Source organism: Nonomuraea sp. NBC_00507, assembly GCF_036013525.1.
Classification (GTDB): domain Bacteria; phylum Actinomycetota; class Actinomycetes; order Streptosporangiales; family Streptosporangiaceae; genus Nonomuraea.
Genome location: NZ_CP107853.1, coordinates 9,004,995 through 9,025,839 on the forward strand (window position 1 = coordinate 9,004,995; position 20,845 = coordinate 9,025,839).

Here is a 20,845-nt window from a genome sequence, read left to right on the forward strand (position 1 = left end):
GGGCGCATGGGGAAGCGGCTGGTGTGGGCGGTGCTGGCCGGAGCGGCGGCGGACCTGGCCGGGCTGGGTCTCATCGCCGCCGCGGCCTGGCTGATCACGAGAGCCGCCGAGCAGCCGCCCCTGGCCGCGTTGAGCGTGGCGATCGTGGCGACCAGGGCGTTCGCCACGAGCAAGGGCGTCTTCCGTTACCTCGAACGCCTCACCGGCCACGACGTGGCACTCCGCGCCCAGGCCGGCACCCGTGAGGACCTCTACCGGGCCCTGATCCCGCCTCAGCAGCCCCGCCACGGCGGCGCGGATCTGCTCAGCCGCATGGTGGACGACACCGAGGCCGTGCAGGATCTGCTCGTCCGCTGCCTGCTCCCCGCGGCCGCCGCGGCCATCGCCGGGCTCGCGGCGGTCGTCATCGGGCTGACGATCCTGCCGGCGGCGGCACTGGTGCTGGTGGCCGGGCTGGCGCTGGCCGGGATGCTGCTGCCCGCGGGCACGGCCGCCGCCGCCCGCCGCTGGTCGGCCAGGATCGCCCCGGCCAGGGCTGCCCTGGCGGGCCGCGTGGCCGACCTGGTGCACGGCTCGGCCGACCTGGCCGCGTACGGCGCCGACGACGCGGCGCTGGCCAAGGCCGAGGCGGCCGACGAGACGCTCGCCGCGCTCGAGCGCCGCCAGGCCCGCGTCCACGCCGCCGCTCTGGCCGGGGGCACGCTGGTGCAGGGGTTGACGGTCGCGGCCGTCGTTCTGCTCGCCCAGGGGGCCGGCGTCGGCTCGGTCGGCACGGCCGTGCTCGCGCTGACGGCCCTGGTGTCGTTCGAGCCGGTGCTGCCGCTGGCGGCGGCGGGCGAACGGATGGCGGGCATCACGGCGGCGCTGCGCCGGCTGCGTGAGGTCCGCTCGGCCGCCCCGGCCGTCGCCGACCCCGCCGCACCCGCGCCCAAGCCCGAGTCCCCGCTCACGATCGAGGTCCACGACCTGGTGGTACGCCACCCCGCTCCGCCTGCCACGGGCGACGCCACACCGCCCCGCCACGGTGACCGCCTCGTCGAGGACGGGGCGGCGGCTCGCGACGGGCGGCCCGCTCTGGACGGGGTGTCGTTGCGGCTCACCCCCGGCAAGCGGGTGGCGATCGTCGGGCCGAGCGGAGCGGGCAAGAGCACGTTGCTGGCCGCGCTGATGCGGCTGGTCGAGCCGGAGTCCGGGAGCATCAGAGCCAACGGCGTGGACCTCGGGGACCTGGCGGGCGACGACGTGCGCGCCCTGATGACAGGCCTCACCCAGGACCCCTACATCTTCCGGGCCACCCTTCGCGACAACCTGCGCCTGGCCGGCCCCGAGGCCGACGACGAGAGGCTGCGCCGCGCCGTGCGGGAGGCCAGGCTCGACGGCTGGGTCGAGCGGACCGGGTGGGACGCCGAGCTGGGCGAGGACGGCAGGACCGTCTCCGGCGGGCAGCTGCAGCGGCTGGCCCTGGCCAGGGCGCTGCTGTACGACCCGCCGGTGCTGCTGCTCGACGAGCCCGCCGAGGCGCTCGACGAGGATGCCGCCGACCGGCTGATGAGCGACCTGCTCGACGTGACCGAGGACCGCACCACGGTGCTCGTGACGCACCGGCTCAAGGGCCTGGAGACGGTCGACGAGATCGTGGTGCTGGAGGAGGGCCGCGTGATCCAGCGCGGCCGCCACGACGAGCTCGTCGCCGTCCCCGGCTACTACCGCGACCTGTGGGAGTCCGAGGTCCTCACCAGAAGGTGACGCCCCTGGCGCCGCTCTTGAGTTTGTGCTGCCATCTGGTTTACGCTACAAACCAGTTTGAGCATAAGAGGAGTTGCGATGGCAGACGAGCAGGCGCCGACCCCCGAGGAGATGATGCGCTTAATCAAGGAGCAGAGCGCCATCGCGGCGAAGCACCTGCGCGGCGAGCCACTGCTCTACTACGTGCCGTGGGGGTTCGCCTGGCTGCTCGGGTTCGGCGCGCTCTTCCTCCACTACGGGCTCGACGGCGTGCCGGACGGGCCGGTCTCCCTGGGGCAGGCGCTGGCCGTGCTCTTCGCAACTCAGATCCTGGCGGGCGCCGCCACCGGCTTCGGGATGGCGAAGGTCGGCAAGGGGGTGCGCGGCGAGAGCGCGGCCAAGGGCATGATGTACGGCTACTCGTGGTTTGCGGGCGTGGCCCTGATGTGGGTCATCTGCATGCACTTCACCTTCAATCTGCCGGAGGCCGAGGCCTCCCTGCTGTGGGCGACCGGCTTCCTCATGGTGCCGGCGCTGCTCTACATGGCCGGCGGCGCGATCTGGACGAGCTGGCCGATGTTCTTCATGGGCGCCTGGATCGCGGCCGTCGACGGCGTCGGCGTCCTGCTGGGGATCGGCTGGCACACGCTGCTCGCGGCCGTGCTGCTCGGCGGCGGCCAGGTCGCCTTCGGATTCTGGCTCAGGCGGCGCATGTGACCGCCGACGGCGCCGTGCCCGAGCTCGACCCGGTGATCCACGCGCAGGCCCGGTTGCGGGTGGTCGCCACGCTCAACAGCCTGGGGGAACGCGACGAGATCGCTTTCCCCTCGCTCAAGGACCTGCTCGGCATGACGGCGGGCAACCTCTCGGTCCACCTGACCAAGCTCGAGGATGCCGGATACGTCCGCATCACCAAGACGCACAAAGGCCGCACCCCGGTGACATACGTGGCGCTCACCCAACGCGGGCGGCTGGCCTTCGAGGACTACACCAAGGCGATCCGCGCCTTGCTGGACAACGCTGGGGGCAACGTATGACGATCCTCGCCAGAGCGATCGAGGTCACCCGCCGCTACGGCGAGGTGCTGGCGCTCGACCGCGTCTCGCTCGACATCAAGGCCGGCGAGCTGGTCGGCCTGCTCGGCCCGAACGGGGCAGGCAAGTCCACTCTGATCAACCTGTTCGTGGGGCTGCGCCGGCCCACGTCCGGCACGGTCGAGCTGCTCGGCGGCTCGCCGCAGGATCCCGCCATGCGGCGCGGCATCGGGGTGACGCCCCAGGAGACCGGGTTGCCCGAGTCGTTACGCGTCGGCGAGATCGTCGACTTCGTGTCGGCGCATTACCCAGAGAAGACGGACAAGGACGAGCTGCTTGCTCGTTTCGGCCTGGGCGACCTGGTCAAGCGGCAGGTGGGCGGCCTGTCGGGCGGACAGCGGCGGCGGCTGGCCGTGGCGCTGGCGTTCGCGGGGCGGCCGCGGCTGGTGTTCCTCGACGAGCCGACCACGGGCCTGGACGTCGAGGCCAGGCGGGCGCTGTGGGACGGCATCAAGGCCTTCCACGACGACGGCGGCACGGTGCTGATCACCAGCCACTACCTGGAGGAGATCGAGGCTCTGGCCGAGCGGGTGGTGGTCGTCGGCCACGGCCGGGTGCTGGCCGATGACACGGTGCGGGCCGTACGCGACATCGTGGGGGTGCGGCGGGTCTCCCTCGTCGCCGAGAGCCTGCCCGAGCTGCCCGGCGTGCTCGGCTCCGAACGGGTGGACGGCCGGGTCAGCCTGGTCACCACCGACCCCGACCGGCTGGTCGTCGAGCTGGTGCGCAGCGGCGCGCCGTTCTCCGGCCTGGAGATCAGGCCGACCACTCTGGAGGAGGCCTTCCTGGCCATCACCTCGAAGGAGACCGCGCATGTCTAGCCTGGTCGTCGCGCACACGCGCTATCTCATGATCGAGCAGATCAGAGTCCCCATCGGCCTGCTGGCCAGCTCCCTGTTCCCGGCGATCTCGATGCTGGCCTTCGTGGTGCCGTTCGCGGGCCAGGATCCGGTGGCCGCGACTTCGGCGACGGGCTCGCTGATGTTCTTCGGCGCGATGTCGGCCGCCGTGATCGGGCTCAGCATCTCGGTCGCGCAGGACCGCGAGCTGCCGTGGAACCCCTACCTGCGCACGCTGCCCGCGGGCCCGTTCGCCCACTTCGCCGGCCGCATCCTGTCCACGTTGGCCGTCATGTTGCTGTCGGTGATCCCGGTGCTGCTGGTGAGCGCGTTGTTCACCGAGGCGACGATCACGCCGGCGAACTTGCTGCTCGGTCTGGGCACGCTGGTCGTCGGGGTCGTCCCGTTCATGCTGATGGGCCTGTTCATCGGCTTCTCGCTGGCGCCCAAGGCCGCGATCGCGGTGTCGCAGATCGTGTTCTTCCCGCTGGGCATCCTCGGCGGGCTGTTGCTGCCGCCGCAAGCCTTTCCCGAGTTCATCGAAGTCGTCTCGCCGTACGTGCCGACCAGGGGCGGGGCCGAGCTGATCTGGTGGGCCACCACGGGCAGCAGCCCGGACCCCGTGGCCCTGGTGATGCTGGCGGTGTGGACCGTCGTCCTGGCCGCGGCGGCGGCGTGGGGCTACCGCCGCGACGAAGGCCGGCGTTTCACCTGATCAAAGGGGGTGTGCCGCCGAGTCCGCAGCGATCTCGACGGCACACCCGTCAATGTGGGGGTCCTGGGTTATTTCTTCTCTTCGAGGGTGACGGTGACCTCGTTGGTCTGCCCGTCCCGCACATATGTGATCTTGACCTGTTGACCAGGTTTGAAACCTCTGACCTGCCCAACTACATTATCTCCCCCGTCAACCGCCTTGTCGCCGATCTTCGTGATCAGGTCGCCCTGCTTCAGCCCGGCCTTCTCCGCCGGGCTTCCGGCGGTGATCTGGCTGATGAGGGCGCCGGCCACGTCGCCGGTCGCGTCGGTGACGCTCACGCCGAGGAAGGCATGACTCACCTTGCCGGTGCTGATGAGCTGGTCGGAGACCTGCTTGGCGGTGTTGACCGGGATGGCGAAGCCGACACCGCCGCCCGCGGCCTGCGAGGCGATCGCGGTGTTGATGCCGACCAGCTCGCCGGCCGCGTTGACCAGCGCGCCGCCGGAGTTACCGGGGTTGATGGAGGCGTCGGTCTGGACGGCGCCGCCGATCGTGGTGGGCTCGCCGCCGCTCTGCTCCGGCTGCTGGCCCCAGCCGGGCGGGACCTGCTGGTTCTGCTCGCCGCCGACGGTGAGGGTGCGGTCGAGCGCGCTGACGATGCCCTTCGTGACGGATCCGTCGAGGCCGAGCGGGCTTCCGATGGCCAGCACGTCGTCGCCGACCTTCAGCAGGTCGCTGTTGCCGAGCGTGGCCTTGGTCAGCCCGGAGACGCCCTCCGCCCGGATGACGGCCAGGTCGGTGGCCGGGTCGGTGCCGACCACGCTGGCCTTGGCCGTCTTGCCGTCGCTGAACTTGACGGTCATCTGCCCGCCGCGTCCCGCGCCTTCGACCACGTGGTTGTTGGTCAGGATGAGCCCGTCCTCCGACAGCACCACGCCGGAGCCCTCGCCGGTCTGGCCCTGGATCATCACGACGCTCGGCTGCACCTTGGCCGCCACCTCGGTGACGGTGAGCTCGGAGGAGGTGTTCTTGAAGACCGGGCTCGGCGTGCCGGTGTTGCTGTTGGTGGTGACGGTGACCGGATCGGGCTGGAACGCGTTGGCGACGACGGCGCCCACGACGCCGCCGCCGATGGCCGTGGCCGCCAGGGCCAGCCCGGCCACCGTCTTGCGCCCGAAGCCCGGCTTCTTCGGAGGCGCGGGCGGCGGTGGAGGCGGCGGCTCCATGATGATCGTGTCCCGCCGGGGAAAGCCCCCGGCGGCCGGCGCGGTGGCGCCGAACTGGCTCCACCCGGCACCCTGCTCGCGAGGCTCGTTCGCGTCCATCTGTCATCTCCCTAAGTCCCGATGACTCTAGGGTCGCAGGGCAGGCGTAAGACCTCGTTAAGCCGGTGATCGGAGGACCGTGAGACCGTTCACGGCCGCCTTATCGACGCTGCTCGCACAGGGTGCGCGATCGCTCGAATCGGTCAGGAGAACGGCGCCTGACTCCGCCGGAGCCCGGCCCGGCGTGCGGCTCGACCGGGGTCAGCCCGCGCCGTGGGCATCGTCGGTGATCAGCAGGGCCTCCAGCTCCTTGAGGAGCACCACCGCCCGGTCGGCGTCGGCCGGGTCCTGCACCGCTCCCCGTACGACCTCCTCCACCGGCGTGGTCGCGCGCCGGAACAGCAGGTGCAGGGAGGCGTCCGCCACCCGGACCTGGGTGCGGCGGCCGTCGGCCGGGTCGGGGCCGGTCTCCAGGATGCCGCGCTCGCGCATCCGGGCCACCGAGGCGGACACGTGGCTCTGGGCGAACCCCGTGCGGGCCTGGATCTCCCCCACCGCGCTGCCCGCGTGCCGCAGCACGTCCTCGAAGACCGCCTCCTCTCCGGGCGTCAGCAAGGGCTGATCCTCGCCGTCCGTGGCCTTGGACAGCTCCACCAGCCGCCGCCCCAACCTGCGCAACCTCGCGATGTTCATGGCGGCATATTACATCGCCACCGATGCATCGCTACCGATGGAATCGCCTCCGTGACACAGATCACGGAGCGGATCAGGAATGGCGGGAGCTCACCCTGTCGTTAGCAACGGCGTGAACGAGGCATACGCGAACACCTACGGCGCCCATCGGGCGGCCGCGTGTTGTCGCATGCGTATGGGGCGAATGCCGGCCCGCTAGACCAGACCGTCCGCCCGTTCTCCTCGAAGGTCATCATGATCGCACCTGGTTTCGTGCTGCGCAGGTTGAGCCACCTGCCGTTCCACCCGGGCACCCGCTGACCCCGGCCACACGCACCGGCACCTGTTCGTCCGAGCGGCCCAGGCCGCTCTCAGTCGTGGGGATTTTCCGTGATCCAGGCTTCAGGCCTGCGCAAGCAGTACGGTGGCACCGTCGCGCTCGACGGTGTCGACCTGCATGTGCGCGAAGGCGAGATCTACGGCGTGCTCGGCCAGAGCGGCGCCGGCAAGAGCACCCTCCTGCGCTGCGTCAACCTGCTCGAGCGCCCCACCGCGGGCACCGTCACCGTGGCCGGCCAGGACCTGACGGCACTGCGCGACGCGGAGCTGAACCGGGCCAGACAGCGCATCGGCATGATCCACCAGCACTTCGCGCTGCTGTCCTCGCGCACGGTGGCCGGTAACGTCGCCTTCCCGCTGGAGGTCATGGGCGTGCCCAGGGCCGAGCGCGAGCGCCGCGTCGCCGAGCTGCTGGAGCTGGTCGGGCTCGAAGGCCGCGGCAAGGATCGCCCTCACCAGCTGTCCGGCGGGCAGAAGCAGCGGGTCGGCATCGCCAGGGCCCTGGCGGGCAACCCGTCCGTGCTGCTGTCCGACGAGGCCACCTCCGCGCTGGACCCGGCCACCACCCAGTCGATCCTGGCGCTGCTCAAGCGGCTCAACGCCGAGCTGGGCCTGACGATCCTGCTCATCACCCACGAGATGAACGTCGTCAAGAACGTCTGCGACTCCGTGGCCATCATGGCGCGCGGCCGCATCGAGGAGTCGGGCGCCATCGCCGACCTCATCAGGACGCCCGGGTCCCGCCTGACCAGGGAGATCTTCCCGCTTCCCGAGCCCGCACCGGCCGGCTCGGTCACGCTCACGTTCACCGGCGACCCGCGGCAGCCGGTGGTGTCGGAAATCGTGCGGAAGTTCGACGTGGACCTGAGCATCCTGGGCGGCTCGATCGAAGAGCTCGCCGGCGGCTCCGTCGGCCGGTTGCGCGTGTCGCTCGACGGCGCCGACGCTCCCGCCGCGCTGGCGTACCTGCGCGGCTCGGGCCTGATCGTGGAGGAGGCCACGTGAGCGAGCGAAGCGAGGGAACAATCAGACACAGCACCTTGGTCACGAGGCCGACGAAGGAGGTCTCGTGACGTGGGACGAGATGCTGCCGCTGCTCTGGCCGGCGACGCTGGAGACGGCGCAGATGGTCGGCTGGTCGGCGGTGTTCACCGTGCTGCTCGGGTTGCCGCTGGGCGTGGCGCTGGTGGTGTTCGACCGGGACGGGCTGCGGCCGGCGCCCGCGCTGAAGTCGGTGCTCGGATTTGTGGTGAACATCGGGCGGTCGCTGCCGTTCATCGTGCTGATGATCGCGATCATCCCGTTCACCCGGCTCGTCGTGGGCACCACCATCGGGACCGCGGCCTTCGTCGTGCCGCTCACCGTCGGGGCGGTGCCGTTCTTCGCCCGGCTGGTCGAGACCGCGCTCAGGGAGGTCGGCACGGACGTCGTGCAGGCGGCCCAGGCCATGGGCGCGAGCCGGACCACCATCGTGCGCAAGGTCCTGCTGCCCGAGGCCCTACCGGGGCTGGTGGCGGGCCTGACCGTGACCGTCGTCGCGCTCATCGGCTACTCCGCCATGGCCGGCACGCTCGGCGGGGGCGGCCTCGGCGACCTGGCCGTCCGGTACGGCTACCAGCGGTTCGAGACCCTCCTGATGATCGTGACGGTCGTCCTCCTCCTCGTGATCGTGCAACTCCTGCAGAGCCTGGGCGACTGGGTCGCTCGGCGCCTATCGCATAAGTAAGGAAAAGAAATGATGTTTCGTGCCATTGCGGGTGCTGTCGCGCTAGCCCTGTCGCTCGCCGCATGCGGTACGTCGCAGTCCGCCACCAGCACGGCGGCCGAAGGGGCCGACGTGGTGCTCAAGGTGGGCGCCAGCCCGGTGCCGCACGCCGAGATCCTCAACTACGTCAAGCAGAACCTGGCCCCGGCCGCCGGGCTGAAGCTGGAGGTCGTCGAGTTCACCGACTACGTCCAGCCGAACGTGCAGCTCGACGAGGGCCAGCTGACCGCGAACTTCTTCCAGCACAAGCCGTACCTGGACGACTTCAACTCCTCCAAGGGCACCGAGCTGAGCTTCGTCGCCCCGGTCCACCTGGAGCCGCTGGGCCTGTACTCCAAGAAGATCACCGCGCTGTCCGCGCTGGCTGGCGGCGCCACCGTGGCCGTGCCCAACGACGCCACCAACCTCGGCCGCGCGCTCAAGCTGCTCGCCGACAACGGCCTCGTCACGCTCAAGGACGGCGCGGGCACCGCGGCGACCGAGCGCGACGTGGTGGAGAACCCGAAGAACCTGCAGTTCAAGCCGCTGGAGGCGGCGCAGCTGCCGCGTTCGCTCGACGACGTGGACGCCGCCGTGATCAACGGCAACTACGCCATCGAGGCCGGGCTCAAGCCCGCCACGCAGGCTCTGGCGCTGGAGAAGACCGACGGCAACCCGTACGTCAACGGGCTCGTCGTCCAGGCCGGCCACGAGAAGGACGCGAACATCGTCACCCTCGGCAAGCTGCTGCAGGACCCGAAGGTCAAGGACTTCATCAAGCAGAAGTACGCGGGTTCCGTGATCGCCGCAAACTGATATTGAAAACGCGCGGCCGAATCAGGAATAAACTCTTATCACACTGGTTCGGGCGTCAAGCGAATTGTAAGCGCGACGCAATTGGGCAGGCATAGGAATGCCGGGTCAGGAAAACCCTCTCCCGAGGAGGACCCAAAGTGCGATTCGTTTCACGAATCCTGCTCGGCGTCACCGCCGCCACGTTGGTGGCGATCGGCGCACCGATCGCCGCCAACGCGACGACCACGCCGGCATCATCCGCCGCGAGCTCGTACGACGCCGCGTGGGGGCCCTATTACTCCGGCGATCACAAAGCCAAATCCTACGGCCACGTGAGCGTCGAGAAGAAGAAGTTCAAGTTCTGGTACTGGAAGTGGATCACCGTCAAGAAGGAGATCTGCTGGAAGGACAAGGACGGCGACAAGCACTGCAAGTGGGTCGAGAAGAAGGTCAAGAAGCGCTTCTGGGAGTGGCGCCACGACTACTTCTTCACGGTCCACAGCACGCTTCACAACGCCAAGTGGTGGGGCAAGAAGAAGTGCGCGTGGGAGACGTTCAAGGTCGTGAACAAGGACGGTTCCGCGTACTTCAAGAGCTTCCGCAACTGCTCGAAGCACCCGCAGGAGTTCACCTTCTACGGTAAGAACGCCGCCCACATCTACGTGGACGTGAGCCGGGGCACCTGGCACCAGCCGACCGGCTACCACTCCGGCTGGGAGGACGTCTACCACGCGGCGGCCTGACCGCCCTGTTCCCGGAGCCGCGGCCTCAACGGCGAGGTCGCGGCTTCCGTGCTGCCGGTGGGCCGAATAGTGTTCGGATATGTATCCGGGAGCCATCGCAGCAGTCACCCCAGACAAGCCCGCTGTGATCATGGCGGGCTCCGGGCGGATCATCACCTATCGCGAGCTGGACGAGGAGTCCAACCGCCTGGCCCACCTGTTCCGCGCGGCCGGGCTACGCCCGGGCGACCACCTCGCCTTCATGCTGCCCAACCATCCCCTCTTCCTGGCCATCGCCTGGGCCGCGCACCGCTCGGGCCTGTACTACACGCCGATCAACTCCCGGCTGCAGACCGATGAGGTGGCGTACATCGTCGGCAACTGCGGCGCTCGGGCGTTCATCTCGAGCGCGGACCTGGCGAGCGTCGCCACCTCGATCACCGCCGCCACGCCCCGGGTCGAGCTGCGTCTCATGATCGACGGCACCGCCGAGGGCTTCGACTCCTACGAGGAGGCGGTCGCCAAGCAGCCGGTCACCCCGATCGACGACGAGTGCACCGGCGCTGACATGCTCTACTCCTCCGGCACCACCGGCCGGCCCAAGGGCGTCAAGGTGACCGCCCCGCACGGCCCCCTCACCGAGCCCGGCACGCTGTTCAGGCTCATCCAGGCGTTGTTCGCGCCGTCGGCCGACAGCGTCTACCTCTCCCCCGCGCCGCTCTACCACGCCGCACCGTTGCGGTACTGCCTGACGTTCCAGCGCTTCGGCGCCACGGTGGTGGTGATGGAGCGCTTCGACCCGGAGCAGTGTCTGCAGGCGGTCGAGCGCTACGAGGTGACGCACGCGCAGCTCGTGCCCACGATGTTCATCAAGATGCTCAAGCTGCCGGAAGAGATCCGGACAAAATACGATATTTCATCGCTCCAGCATGCGATCCATGCCGCCGCCCCCTGCCCCGTCCCCGTCAAGGAGCAGATGATCGACTGGTGGGGCCCGATCATCCACGAGTACTACGCCGGCACCGAGGGCAACGGCTTCCTCTACGTCAACGCGCAGGACTGGCTCCAGCACAAGGGCACGGTCGGCCGCTCGCTCCTCGGCGTCGTGCACATCCTCGACGAGAACGGCGACGACCTGCCGCCGGGCGAGCACGGCACGATCTACTTCGAGAACGGCGCCAGGTTCGAATACCACGGCGACCCGGACAAGACCCGCTCCGCACGGGACCCCCAGGGCCGTGGCTGGACCACGCTGGGCGACATCGGCTACCTGGACGACGACGGTTTCCTGTATCTCACCGACCGCCGCTCCTACATGATCATCTCCGGCGGGGTGAACATCTACCCGCAGGAGGCCGAGAACGTGTTGTCGGTGCACCCGAAGGTGGCCGACGTGGCGGTGTTCGGGGTGCCGGACGAGGAGATGGGCGAGCAGGTCAAGGCCGTGGTCGAGCCGATGTCCATGGATGAGGCGGGGCCGGAGCTGGAGGCGGAGCTGATGGCGTACTGCCGCGAGCGCCTCGCCCACTACAAGTGCCCCAAGTCCGTGGACTTCCGCGCGGAGCTGCCCCGCCACCCGACGGGAAAGCTCTATAAGCGGCTGCTCAGGGACGAATACTGGCCGGCCCGCACATGACAACGCCCGCCGTACCCGGGCGGGTACGGCGGGCGATCCGGCGTCAGGCCGCGACCGTAGAGGCGACCTGGGCCGGGATGAGCGCGATGTCCAGGACCTCGCGCACGTCGCTGACCGCGTGGATGGTCAGCTCGCCGCGGACCTCCTCGGGCACGTCGTCCAGGTCCGGCTCGTTACGGGCCGGGATGAGGACGGTGGTGATGCCCGCCCGGTGCGCGGCCAGCAGCTTCTGCTTGACGCCGCCGATCGGCAGGACCCGCCCGGTCAGGGAGATCTCGCCGGTCATGGCCACGTCGCTACGGACCAGCCGCCCGGACAGCAGCGAGGCCAGCGCGGTCGTCAGCGTCACACCGGCCGACGGCCCGTCCTTGGGCACGGCGCCCGCCGGGAAGTGCACGTGGACCGAGCGGTCCTTCAGCGCGGTGACCGGCAGCTCCAGCTCTGCGCCGTGCGAGCGCAGGTACGACAGCGCGATCCGGGCCGACTCCTTCATCACGTCGCCCAGCTGGCCGGTCAGCGTGAGCCCGGTCTCGCCGGTCTCCGGGTCGGCCATGGACGCCTCCACGTAGAGCACGTCACCCCCGGCCCCGGTGACCGCCAGGCCCGTCGCCACGCCCGGCACCGAGGTGCGCTGGGTGGCCTCCGGCAGCGAGGACTCCGGCACGAACCGCGGCCGCCCGAGGTAGCCGACCAGGTCGTCCTCACCGACGGTGACGGGCAGCTCATCCCCGTCCGTCGTCGCGGCCGCCACCTTGCGCAGGACCCTGGCCACCGCCCGCTCCAGCGAGCGCACGCCGGCCTCGCGGGTGTACTCGGCGGCCAGCTTGCGCAGCGCGCCGTCCTCGACCTTCACCTCCTCGGCGCTCAGCCCGGCCAGCTCCAGCTGCCGCGGCAGCAGGTGGTCGCGGGCGATCGCGACCTTCTCGTCCTCGGTGTAGCCGTCGAGGGTGACGACCTCCATCCGGTCGAGCAGCGGCCCGGGGATGGCCTCCAGGACGTTGGCCGTGGCCAGGAAGAGCACGTCGGACAGGTCGAGCTCGACCTCGAGGTAGTGGTCGCGGAACGTGTGGTTCTGCGCCGGGTCGAGCACCTCCAGCAGCGCGGCCGTGGGGTCGCCGCGGTAGTCGGCGCCGACCTTGTCGACCTCGTCGAGCAGCACGACCGGGTTCATCGAGCCGGCCTCGCGGATGGCGCGGACGATGCGGCCGGGCAGCGCGCCGACGTAGGTGCGCCGGTGGCCGCGGATCTCCGCCTCGTCGCGGACGCCGCCGAGCGCGACGCGGACGAACTTGCGGCCCATCGCGCGCGCCACGGACTCGCCCAGCGAGGTCTTGCCGACTCCGGGAGGACCGGCGAGGGCGAGCACGGCGCCGCTGCGGCGGCCGCCCACCACGCCGAGCCCCTTGTCCTGGCGGCGCTTGCGCACGGCCAGGTGCTCGATGATGCGGTCCTTGACGTCGGACAGGCCGGTGTGGTCGGCGTCGAGCACGGTCCGCGCGCCCGTGATGTCGTAGTTGTCCTCGGTCCGCGTGTTCCAGGGGATGTCGAGGACGGTGTCGAGCCACGTGCGGATCCAGCCGGTCTCGGGCGACTGGTCGGAGGTCCGCTCCAGCTTGGCGACCTCCTTGAGCGCGGCCTCGCGCACCTTCTCCGGCAGGTCGGCGGCCTCGACACGGGCCCGGTAGTCCTCTTCCTCGGTCTCGGTGTCGCCGTTGAGCTCCTTGAGCTCCTTGCGTACGGCGGCGAGCTGCTGGCGCAGCAAGAACTCGCGCTGCTGCTTCTCCATGCCCTCCTGGACGTCCTTGCGGATCGTCTCGGCGACGTCGAGCTCGGCGAGGTGCTCGCGGGACCACTCGATCAGCTTGGCCAGCCGGTCGGCCGGGTCGGCGGCCTCGAGCAGCTCGACCTTCTGCGCCGTGGTCAGCCACGGGGTGTAGCCGGAGCTGTCGGCCAGCAGCGACGGGTCCTCGATCTGGTTGACCTGGTCGACCACCTGCCAGGCGCCGCGCTTCTGCAGGATCGTGGTGGCCAGGGCCTTGTACTCCTTGGCCAGCTCATGCGCGCGCTCGCCGGCGGGGACGGTGTCGATCGTGTCGGCCGCGACCCACAGCGCGGCGCCGGGGCCGGTGGTGCCGATGCCCACGCGGACGCGGTTGACGCCGCGGACCACCGCGGCCGGCTCGCCGCCCGGCAGCCTCCCGACCTGCTCGACAACGGCCTGCACGCCGACCGGGCCGTAACGGCCGTCGATCCGGGGAACGAGGAGGACCCGCGGCTTGTTGCCACCGGATGCACGGGCCGCGTCTATGGCTGCGCGCACCTCGGAGTCGGACAGGTCCAGCGGGACCACCATGCCCGGCAGGACGACCTCGTCGTCCAGCGGCAGGACCGGGAGGGTCAAGCTCTCACTCATGCGAACTCCCAAGGGTTGAGTTATACCGACTCAATTCATTGGAGCCCCGCATTGTTCCCTTCCTTGTTGATGTTCGCTCAGGGCGATCGTAATCATGTAAGCGCGTGGGAGAGTGACGGGCCCGGAACCGCGCCGTACAGTCGGCTGATGGACCCGGTTGAGCTCTTCCATCAGGTGGCGGCCACCGTTCCCGCCTACAGGGCCTTTCTCGCGGCCAACAACGTCGATCCAGCCAAGGTGACGACATTTCAGGACTTCGAGCGGTTGCCGATGACCACGAAGGACTCCTACACCCTTCGCCACCCCCTGCCGGACCTCTGCAGGAACGGTGAGATCGGCGACATGATCGCGGTGTCGTCGGGTTCGACGGGCGTGCCGTCGTTCTGGCCGCGCTCGGTGGCGGACGAGCGGGTGATCGCCGCGCGGTTCGAGGAGGTCTTCCGCGACTCCTTCGCCGCCCGGGAGCACCGGACGCTGGCCGTGGTCTGCTTCGCGCTCGGCACCTGGGTGGGCGGCCTGTTCACCATCAACTGCTGCCGCCACCTGGCCGAACGCGGCTACCCGATCACGGTCGTGGCGCCCGGCACCGATCGCAGGGAGATCGCGCGCGTGCTGCCGGAGCTGGCCCCGTACTTCGACCAGGTCGTCCTCCTGGGCTACCCGCCGTTCCTGAAGAACGTCATCGACACCGAGGACCTGCCCTGGACCTCCTGGAACATCAAGCTCGTGACGGCGGGCGAGGTGTTCAGCGAGGAGTGGCGCACCCTGGTCGCCGAGCGGGCCGGGATCGCCGACCCCGTGCGCGGCATCGCCTCCCTCTACGGCACCGCCGACGCGGGCGTGCTGGGCAACGAGACCGCGCTGTCGGTGGAGATCCGCCGCTTCCTGGCCAGGCGCCCGGACACGGCGAGGGAGCTGTTCGGCGAGTCCCGGCTGCCGACCCTCGTCCAGTACGACCCGCGGGTGCGCTTCTTCGAGGAGCACGAGGGCACGTTGCTCTTCTCCGGCGACAACGGCATCCCGCTCATCCGCTACCACATCGCCGACGAGGGCGGCGTGATCCCGTACGACCAGATGGTGGGCTTCGTCCGGCGGCACGGCTTCGAGCCGGCCGAGCAGGGCCCTCAGCGGCCCTTCGTGTACGTGTTCGGCCGCAGTCATTTCACGCTCTCCTACTACGGCGCGAACGTCTTTCCCGAGAACATCGCGGTCGGCCTGGAGCAGCCCGAGGTCGCCGGCTCGGTGACGGGCAAGTTCGTGATGGAGGTGGTGGAGGACGCCCGGCGCGACCGGCACCTGACGGTGACCGTGGAGCTGATGCCCGGCGAGAAGCCGTCGGAGGAGACGGCGCAGGCCGTGGGCGCGTCGATCCTGGCCCAGCTGCTGCGGCTGAACAGCGAGTTCGCCGCCTACGTGCCGCCGGCGCAGCAGATGCCGTTCATCCGCCTCCGCGAGGCCGGGGACCCGGAGTATTTCCCTCCGGGCGCCAAGCACCGCTACACCCGCTGACCACGGCGTCCGGCGGTGCGGGGGGTGGGGTCAGGCCAGGGCCGCCGCGACGCGCTCCTCCGCCCACGGCACCATGAGGAAGCCGCGTTTAACGGTGAGCACCTGCACGCCGGCCGTCCATGACTGCGCGCCCGGCACGTGTCGCACCGGGTGGCGGTGATGTACCTGGGGCGGCTGGCCGAGCCCGGTCGCACCGCCTCCGGGGTGCAGGTTCCACACGCGATTTCACGACGCGGAGCGCCCCGACCGCGTGACCTCTTGACGTGCCGTTTTCGGGGTACAGAAGAGAGGAGGTGGGCTTTAATGACAGACTGTCGTCAAAAGCTTGACGTACGACGACGGCGTTTGTGACACTTCGTCATGAAACGTTAGCGCAAGTAGAGGTAGGCCTGTGACGACGCCGTTCTCCGAAACCCTGAGGAACGCCACGTGGGGCGACCACCAGTCCGCCGAGTCCGAGGGCTACCTGGCGGCGCTGATGGACGGCCGGCTGAATGAACACGAGTACGGCGAGATGGTGGCCCAGCACTACTTCGCCTACGTCGCACTCGACGGGGTGTCGCGTCGGCTCGCCGACCACCCGGTGGCCGGCGGCTTCGTGTTCCCCGAGCTGTACCGCGAGCGCGCCTTGGAGCGGGACCTGTCGAAGATCTACGGTCCAGGCTGGCGCGACCGGATCGCCCCATCCACGTCCACCCAGGCCCTTGTCGCGCGGATCCATCAGGTGTCCGACTGGCCCGGGGGCTACATCGCCCACCACTACACCCGCTACCTGGGCGACCTGTCCGGCGGGCAGTTCATCCGCATGGAACTGCAGAAGATCTACGGGTACGGCGAGGGCGGCGGCGTCGACTTCTACCGCTTCGACGAGCTCGGCAGCCTGCCACGCTTCAAGACGGAATACCGCGCCCGCCTGGACGCCCTGGAGCTGGACGAGCAGGAGCGGCAACGCATCATCCGTGAGGTCAAGCTGGCGTACCAGCTGAACACGGAGGTGCTTGCCGAGCTCAAGCACGTCGTGAAGAGCGCCGCCTGAGGTCGCCCGATCAGCTTCGATAGGGGTCCCGCAAGGGGGTGACCCGCTCGGCGAAGTCCGCTTTCAGCTCGGCCATCCGCGGGCCGGCCTCGTAGTAGCGGCCCTTCGTCTCGCCGTACGGCTGGAGCCAGCCCTTGGCGGCGAGATCCCGCAAGTCGCGGGCGGCCTGGCCCTGGCTGAGGCCCTCGTCGGACTGATATCTGCTGCGGCGCAGCCGCCTGCTCACGAAGGCCTCGTAGAGCGCCGAGACGCAGCGTGTATTGAGGCCGGCCGCGTCGACCTGCTCCTCCAGCAGCATCCAGATCTCGCCGGCCTCGGCGAGGCGCCGGCGCACCCGCTGCGCCTGCATGTGGTGCGCTCTCAGGCAGAAGCGCACCCACTCCAGGGTGTCGCCGTGCGGGCTCCACCGCCGCTGTTGGACCTCGCCGAGCATGTCGTAGTACTCAAAGGTGGTGCGCTGCTCACCGAGCCATTCCTCAATAGAGGAAAACTCAGGCGTCATGATCTGGTCCCGGCCCAGGACCAAGGTCTGCAGGGCACGCGACATCCGGCCGTTTCCATCGCGCCACGGGTGGATGCTGACGAGATTGAAGTGGGCCATCGCGGCCCGCACATAGCTCGGCGCCTCCAGGTCGCCCTCGTTGAGCCAGAGGACCAGCTCGTCCAGGAGCCCTTCGACCAGCTCGACATCCGGTCCTTCGTAAACCACTTCTCCTGTGCTCGAATCCCGGACATAGATGCCTCCCGGCCGTATCACTCCAGGAGTTTTGTTGCGGTGATGGCCGATCATCATGAAGTTCAGCGCGTTGAGCATGCCCACGTCGTAACGGAACACGGAAGCGCGCGACAGCATCCCGATATAGGTCAGAGTCTGCTGGTAGCCGGCGATTTCCTTCGCGATGGCGGCGGATGCCTCAAGAGGCTCGTCGCCGACCATGATCGACTGAATGTCCTCGACGCTGGCCTTGTAGCCCTCGATAGAGTTCGATCCTTGGATCGCCCGTGCCTGGAGTTGTCTGCGGAGCTGGCCGTCCCACCGGTGCGTTTCAGCGAGGCGGTATTTGAGATCTTGCCGCATGTCCTCGATCTCGGCCAGCACCGTCTTGTCGGCCGGCTCGAGTGCGGGAGTGCCGTAGAGCATGAACCCATGAAAGCACGAATCAATCATCCATTCAAGTGACCGAATGATTTAACCATATGTGCCCGATATGATCGTCATTCGTCCCAGATGGAGGCCAGTGAGTGGATGGTCGCCGATCGCAGCAGCGCCGTGCCGCTGTCGGCGAACAGGCCCACGCAGGGCGAGCCGGGGCCGAAGAAGACCTGTTCGGTGAAGACGACCTGACCGCGGTCGAAGAAGACCTCGACCGAGGAGGTGTCCACGATGGCGGTCAGGCGCAGGCCATCCGCGGAGAGCGGGGCGGCGTGCCTGCCGCTGGGCGTCCCGTCCACGAACGCCTCGCCACGGACGACGTCGTACCCGATGCGCAGTCCCTCGTGGATCACCAGCCCGAACCGCTCCGCCGTACCCGGCTCGAACTCCGCCGTGATCTCCAGCGCCCCCTCGGGCACGGGACGGAACGTGACGCCGGGCGGGACGTTCAGATCGGCGAGGTGGACGGCGTCGGTCGAGCGCAGCGCCTGGAGGGCGGCCACGGGCCGCTGCACCAGGCGCGGGCGGCCGCCGATGTCCTCCAGCAGGAGCTCGCGCGGCAGACTCTGCGCCCCACGCCAGGGATCGGTGGGGTGGGCGGCGGCGTCATCCCAGTTGCTCATCCAGCCGATCCAGCGGCGCCGCCCGTCCGGGGTGTGATTCCACGAGACCGCGGCGTAGAAGTCACGGCCGTGGTCCGCCCAGGAGGCCGGCCAGTCGCTGGTGAAGGTGACGCCGTCGAAGCGGCCCACGAAGTATTGGACGCCGGAGCCGCCGGCCGGCCCGCCGGGATTGAGGCTGACGACCAGCACCCACCTGCCGTCCAGCTCGAACAGGTCGGGCACTTCCCAGACGCCGTCTACGGATCCGTCAGGTCCGAAGTCGCTCAGCCACGTCCAGGAGAGCAGGTCGCCGGAGCGGTAGAAGCTCACCTTCCACTCCAGGGCCAGCACGACGGCCATGACCCAGTAGCCCCCTGGGCCGTACCAGAAGACCTTGGGGTCGCGGAACTCCTTGGAGCCGATGTCGAGGACGGGGTTGCCCGGGTGGCGGGTCCACGTCCTGCCCCGGTCGGTGCTGCGGGCCAGCGACTGCGCCTGCAGCCCCGACGCGGGGTAGTAGCCGGTGTAGACGGCGACCATGGTTCCGTCGTGGTCGATCACGGCGCTCCCGGAGAAGACGTGCTCGTCGTCGGTGGCCTCGATCGCGACGCCGAGTTCCTCCCAGTGGACCAGGTCGGTGCTGACGGCGTGTCCCCACGACATGTTCCCCCAGTCGTTCCCGTAGGGGTTGTACTGGTAGAAGAGGTGGTACTCGCCGTCGTGCCAGACCAGGCCGTTGGGGTCGTTCATCCAGTTGCGCACGGGCGTGTAGTGCAGCCGCGGACGGTGCGGCGTCACCGCGGCACCGCCACCGAGTCGCGGACGACCAGCGGGCATGGCATGAGCTTGTGCTCGGTCGCGTCGCCCTCGGCCCTGCTCAGCAGGCGGGACGCCGCCCAGGCGCCCATTTCGTAGTGCGGCAGGGCGACGGTGGTCAGCCCGGGCTCCAGTGAGTCGGCGATGTGCTCCTGGTCGTCGAAACCGACGATCGACACCTCGCCCGGTACGGCGAGCCCCAGGTGGCGGGCGGCCCGGTAAGCCCCCATCGCCACGCGGTCGTTGTAGCAGAACAGCGCGGTCGGCCGATCGGGCCGCGACAGCAGCTCCCGCGCCGCCCACTGCCCGCTGTGGGCGTCTCCGGTCGTCCCACGCATCACCAGCGACGGTTCGAAATGCCCGCCGAGCGTGTCTCGGTACGCTTCCAGCCGCTGGTGGGCGGCCGGTATGTCCTCATCGACCGTGCAGAACCCGACCCGGGTGTGCCCGGCGGCCCTCAGGTGCTCCACCGCGGCCCGCGCGCCGCCGCGCTCGTCGGGCACCACCCAGTCGACGTCCCCCTCGACGGGCCGCCCGTCCAGCACGATCAGCGGCAGTCCTTCGGGGATCTCCGGCAGCTCGATCTCGCGGTGGTACATCGAGGCGTAGATCAGCGCGTCGACATTGCGCTGGACCAGTGCCCGCACCGCGCTCTGCTCCATCTCGGCGTTGCCGCCCGTGTCGATGAGCAGCAGCAGGCAGCCCTGCTCCCACGCCGCCTCCTGGGCGCCCTTGAGCATCCGGCCCGCGAACGCCGTGCTGGCCACCATGTCCGACAGCAGGCCAATGGTGTTGGTCTGACGGGTGCGCAAACTGCGGGCGAGCAGGTTGGGCGCGTAGCCGAGCTCGGCCGCCGCGCGCCTGACGCGCTCACCGATGGCCGGCTTGACCCGCCCGGCGTCCCTGCCGTTCATGACGAGCGACACGGTGGAGACCGAAACGCCGGCTCTCGTCGCCACGTCCTTCAGGGTCGCCACCAGCCGCTCCTCTCGCGTCAAACGATTTACGTAGAACGATTGACGTGATTGTTGAGCAGTGGTTTCCCCGGTGTCGAGAGGGAGGCATCGGACGTGACCAGACTGTTACAACGGGCGGCCCACCCGTGATGTGAGGACCGGGAGCCCGCGGCGATCAGCCCGGCTCGGCCTACCATGGGCCTATGCCCCGCATCTCGGCCGCCACGATCGGCGAGCACCGCGCTCAGACGCGTGACCGCATCCTGCAGGCCGTCTCGCGCCTGGCCCGCGTGCAGGGCATCGACGGCATCTCCCTGACGGACGTGGCCGCGGAGGCCGGGATCACCCGGACGGTGCTGTACAACTACTTTCCGGACAAGGCCGCGTTGCTGCTGGCGTTCACCGAACGGGTGACCCAATACTTCATCGACAGCTACGAGCGGGAGCTGGCGGAGGGCGCCTCGCCGGCGGATCGGTTGCGGGCGTTCGTGCGGCTGCAGCTGGCCGGGTTGCTGGCGCATCCGCATCCTGGGGCCGCCGATCTCAGTGCGGCGCTGGGGCCGGACGCATACCAGCAGTTGGCCGAGCATGTCGCGCCCATGCAACGCATTCTGGTGGAGATCCTGGAGAGCGGCACGGCGTCGGGCGACTTCCGGGTGGTCGATGTCGCTGCCACCGCCCGCATGGTCCTGGCCGTCATCGGGGCCGAGCGGGTACCGCTCATCAGCGGGGCCGTCACGGTGGAGGCGGCGCAGGCGCTGGTGTGCGAGTTCGTGTTGCGGGCGCTCGGCAGCCGATCCGCCACCTGACCGCTTCTGCCGCCCCGGCAGCC

The 20,845-nt window shown here is 69.6% G+C and carries 19 protein-coding genes; 13 read left to right on the plus strand and 6 right to left on the minus strand.

The features are described from left to right. The first annotated feature begins 6 nt into the window (after window positions 1-6). The 5 genes from cydC (at window position 7) to OHA25_RS43420 (ending at window position 4,373) form a co-directional block, all read left to right on the plus strand. Entirely contained in the window at window positions 7-1,746 is a 1,740-nt protein-coding gene (gene cydC / locus OHA25_RS43400) for a thiol reductant ABC exporter subunit CydC (RefSeq protein WP_327582733.1), read from the plus strand. Window positions 1,747-1,824: 78 nt separating this feature from the next. Beyond that, window positions 1,825-2,442 (plus strand): hypothetical protein, encoded by a 618-nt coding sequence (locus OHA25_RS43405; protein WP_327582734.1) that lies wholly within the window; start codon window positions 1,825-1,827, stop codon window positions 2,440-2,442. Further along, entirely contained in the window at window positions 2,439-2,762 is a 324-nt protein-coding gene (locus OHA25_RS43410; RefSeq protein WP_327582735.1) for a winged helix-turn-helix domain-containing protein, read from the plus strand. The genes OHA25_RS43405 and OHA25_RS43410 overlap by 4 nt, the downstream gene beginning before the upstream one ends. Further along, window positions 2,759-3,640 carry an ABC transporter ATP-binding protein gene (locus OHA25_RS43415; protein ID WP_327582736.1) on the plus strand — a complete coding sequence of 294 codons (882 nt, stop codon included), beginning with the start codon at window positions 2,759-2,761 and terminating at the stop codon, window positions 3,638-3,640. The genes OHA25_RS43410 and OHA25_RS43415 overlap by 4 nt, the downstream gene beginning before the upstream one ends. Further along, window positions 3,633-4,373, plus strand: a complete 741-nt coding sequence (locus OHA25_RS43420; protein WP_327582737.1) for an ABC transporter permease — start codon at window positions 3,633-3,635, stop codon at window positions 4,371-4,373. The genes OHA25_RS43415 and OHA25_RS43420 overlap by 8 nt, the downstream gene beginning before the upstream one ends. A 68-nt stretch (window positions 4,374-4,441) precedes the next feature. Here OHA25_RS43420 and OHA25_RS43425 read toward each other — a convergent pair whose 3' ends face one another. Together OHA25_RS43425 and OHA25_RS43430 are read right to left on the minus strand one after the other, a co-directional pair. Beyond that, on the minus strand, window positions 4,442-5,680 hold the full coding sequence (locus OHA25_RS43425) for a S1C family serine protease (RefSeq protein WP_327582738.1): 1,239 nt from the start codon (window positions 5,678-5,680) through the stop codon (window positions 4,442-4,444). Window positions 5,681-5,881: 201 nt separating this feature from the next. Beyond that, entirely contained in the window at window positions 5,882-6,313 is a 432-nt protein-coding gene (locus OHA25_RS43430) for a helix-turn-helix domain-containing protein (RefSeq protein WP_327582739.1), read from the minus strand. Window positions 6,314-6,682: 369 nt separating this feature from the next. Here OHA25_RS43430 and OHA25_RS43435 point away from each other — a divergent pair, with 369 nt between their 5' ends. The 5 genes from OHA25_RS43435 to OHA25_RS43455 all read left to right on the plus strand — a co-directional run bounded on the left by OHA25_RS43435 (window position 6,683) and on the right by OHA25_RS43455 (window position 11,528). After that, a complete protein-coding gene (locus OHA25_RS43435; RefSeq protein WP_327582740.1) occupies window positions 6,683-7,636 on the plus strand; it encodes a methionine ABC transporter ATP-binding protein in 954 nt (317 codons plus the stop codon). A 64-nt stretch (window positions 7,637-7,700) separates the two neighbouring features. After that, window positions 7,701-8,357 carry a methionine ABC transporter permease gene (locus OHA25_RS43440; RefSeq protein WP_327582741.1) on the plus strand — a complete coding sequence of 219 codons (657 nt, stop codon included), beginning with the start codon at window positions 7,701-7,703 and terminating at the stop codon, window positions 8,355-8,357. A 9-nt stretch (window positions 8,358-8,366) separates the two neighbouring features. After that, entirely contained in the window at window positions 8,367-9,191 is an 825-nt protein-coding gene (locus OHA25_RS43445; RefSeq protein WP_327582742.1) for a MetQ/NlpA family ABC transporter substrate-binding protein, read from the plus strand. A 137-nt stretch (window positions 9,192-9,328) separates the two neighbouring features. Further along, on the plus strand, window positions 9,329-9,913 hold the full coding sequence (locus tag OHA25_RS43450; protein ID WP_327582743.1) for a hypothetical protein: 585 nt from the start codon (window positions 9,329-9,331) through the stop codon (window positions 9,911-9,913). Window positions 9,914-9,992: 79 nt separating this feature from the next. Beyond that, window positions 9,993-11,528 (plus strand): acyl-CoA synthetase, encoded by a 1,536-nt coding sequence (locus OHA25_RS43455; RefSeq protein ID WP_327582744.1) that lies wholly within the window; start codon window positions 9,993-9,995, stop codon window positions 11,526-11,528. Window positions 11,529-11,571: 43 nt separating this feature from the next. Here the strand turns inward: OHA25_RS43455 and lon are convergent, their stop codons facing one another. Next, entirely contained in the window at window positions 11,572-13,941 is a 2,370-nt protein-coding gene (lon, locus tag OHA25_RS43460) for an endopeptidase La (protein WP_327582745.1), read from the minus strand. A 147-nt stretch (window positions 13,942-14,088) separates the two neighbouring features. On the opposite strand from lon, the gene OHA25_RS43465 reads away from it, so the two are divergent. Both OHA25_RS43465 and OHA25_RS43470 read left to right on the plus strand, forming a co-directional pair. Continuing rightward, window positions 14,089-15,450 (plus strand): phenylacetate--CoA ligase family protein, encoded by a 1,362-nt coding sequence (locus OHA25_RS43465; RefSeq protein ID WP_327582746.1) that lies wholly within the window; start codon window positions 14,089-14,091, stop codon window positions 15,448-15,450. A gap of 391 nt (window positions 15,451-15,841) precedes the next feature. Further along, on the plus strand, window positions 15,842-16,486 hold the full coding sequence (locus OHA25_RS43470; RefSeq protein WP_327582747.1) for a biliverdin-producing heme oxygenase: 645 nt from the start codon (window positions 15,842-15,844) through the stop codon (window positions 16,484-16,486). A 10-nt stretch (window positions 16,487-16,496) separates the two neighbouring features. Here the strand turns inward: OHA25_RS43470 and OHA25_RS43475 are convergent, their stop codons facing one another. The 3 genes from OHA25_RS43475 to OHA25_RS43485 form a co-directional block, all read right to left on the minus strand. Next, window positions 16,497-17,627, minus strand: coding sequence for a Fic family protein (locus OHA25_RS43475; RefSeq protein WP_327582748.1), 1,131 nt, complete (start codon window positions 17,625-17,627; stop codon window positions 16,497-16,499). Between the two features lie 74 nt (window positions 17,628-17,701). Next, window positions 17,702-19,039, minus strand: coding sequence for a glycoside hydrolase family 32 protein (locus OHA25_RS43480; protein WP_327582749.1), 1,338 nt, complete (start codon window positions 19,037-19,039; stop codon window positions 17,702-17,704). Continuing rightward, entirely contained in the window at window positions 19,036-20,034 is a 999-nt protein-coding gene (locus OHA25_RS43485) for a LacI family DNA-binding transcriptional regulator (RefSeq protein ID WP_327582750.1), read from the minus strand. Before OHA25_RS43485 ends, OHA25_RS43480 begins: the two co-directional genes overlap by 4 nt. Window positions 20,035-20,216: 182 nt before the next feature. Between OHA25_RS43485 and OHA25_RS43490 the strand changes: the two genes are divergently transcribed. Further along, window positions 20,217-20,822 carry a TetR/AcrR family transcriptional regulator gene (locus tag OHA25_RS43490; protein ID WP_327582751.1) on the plus strand — a complete coding sequence of 202 codons (606 nt, stop codon included), beginning with the start codon at window positions 20,217-20,219 and terminating at the stop codon, window positions 20,820-20,822. Window positions 20,823-20,845: the final 23 nt, after the last annotated feature.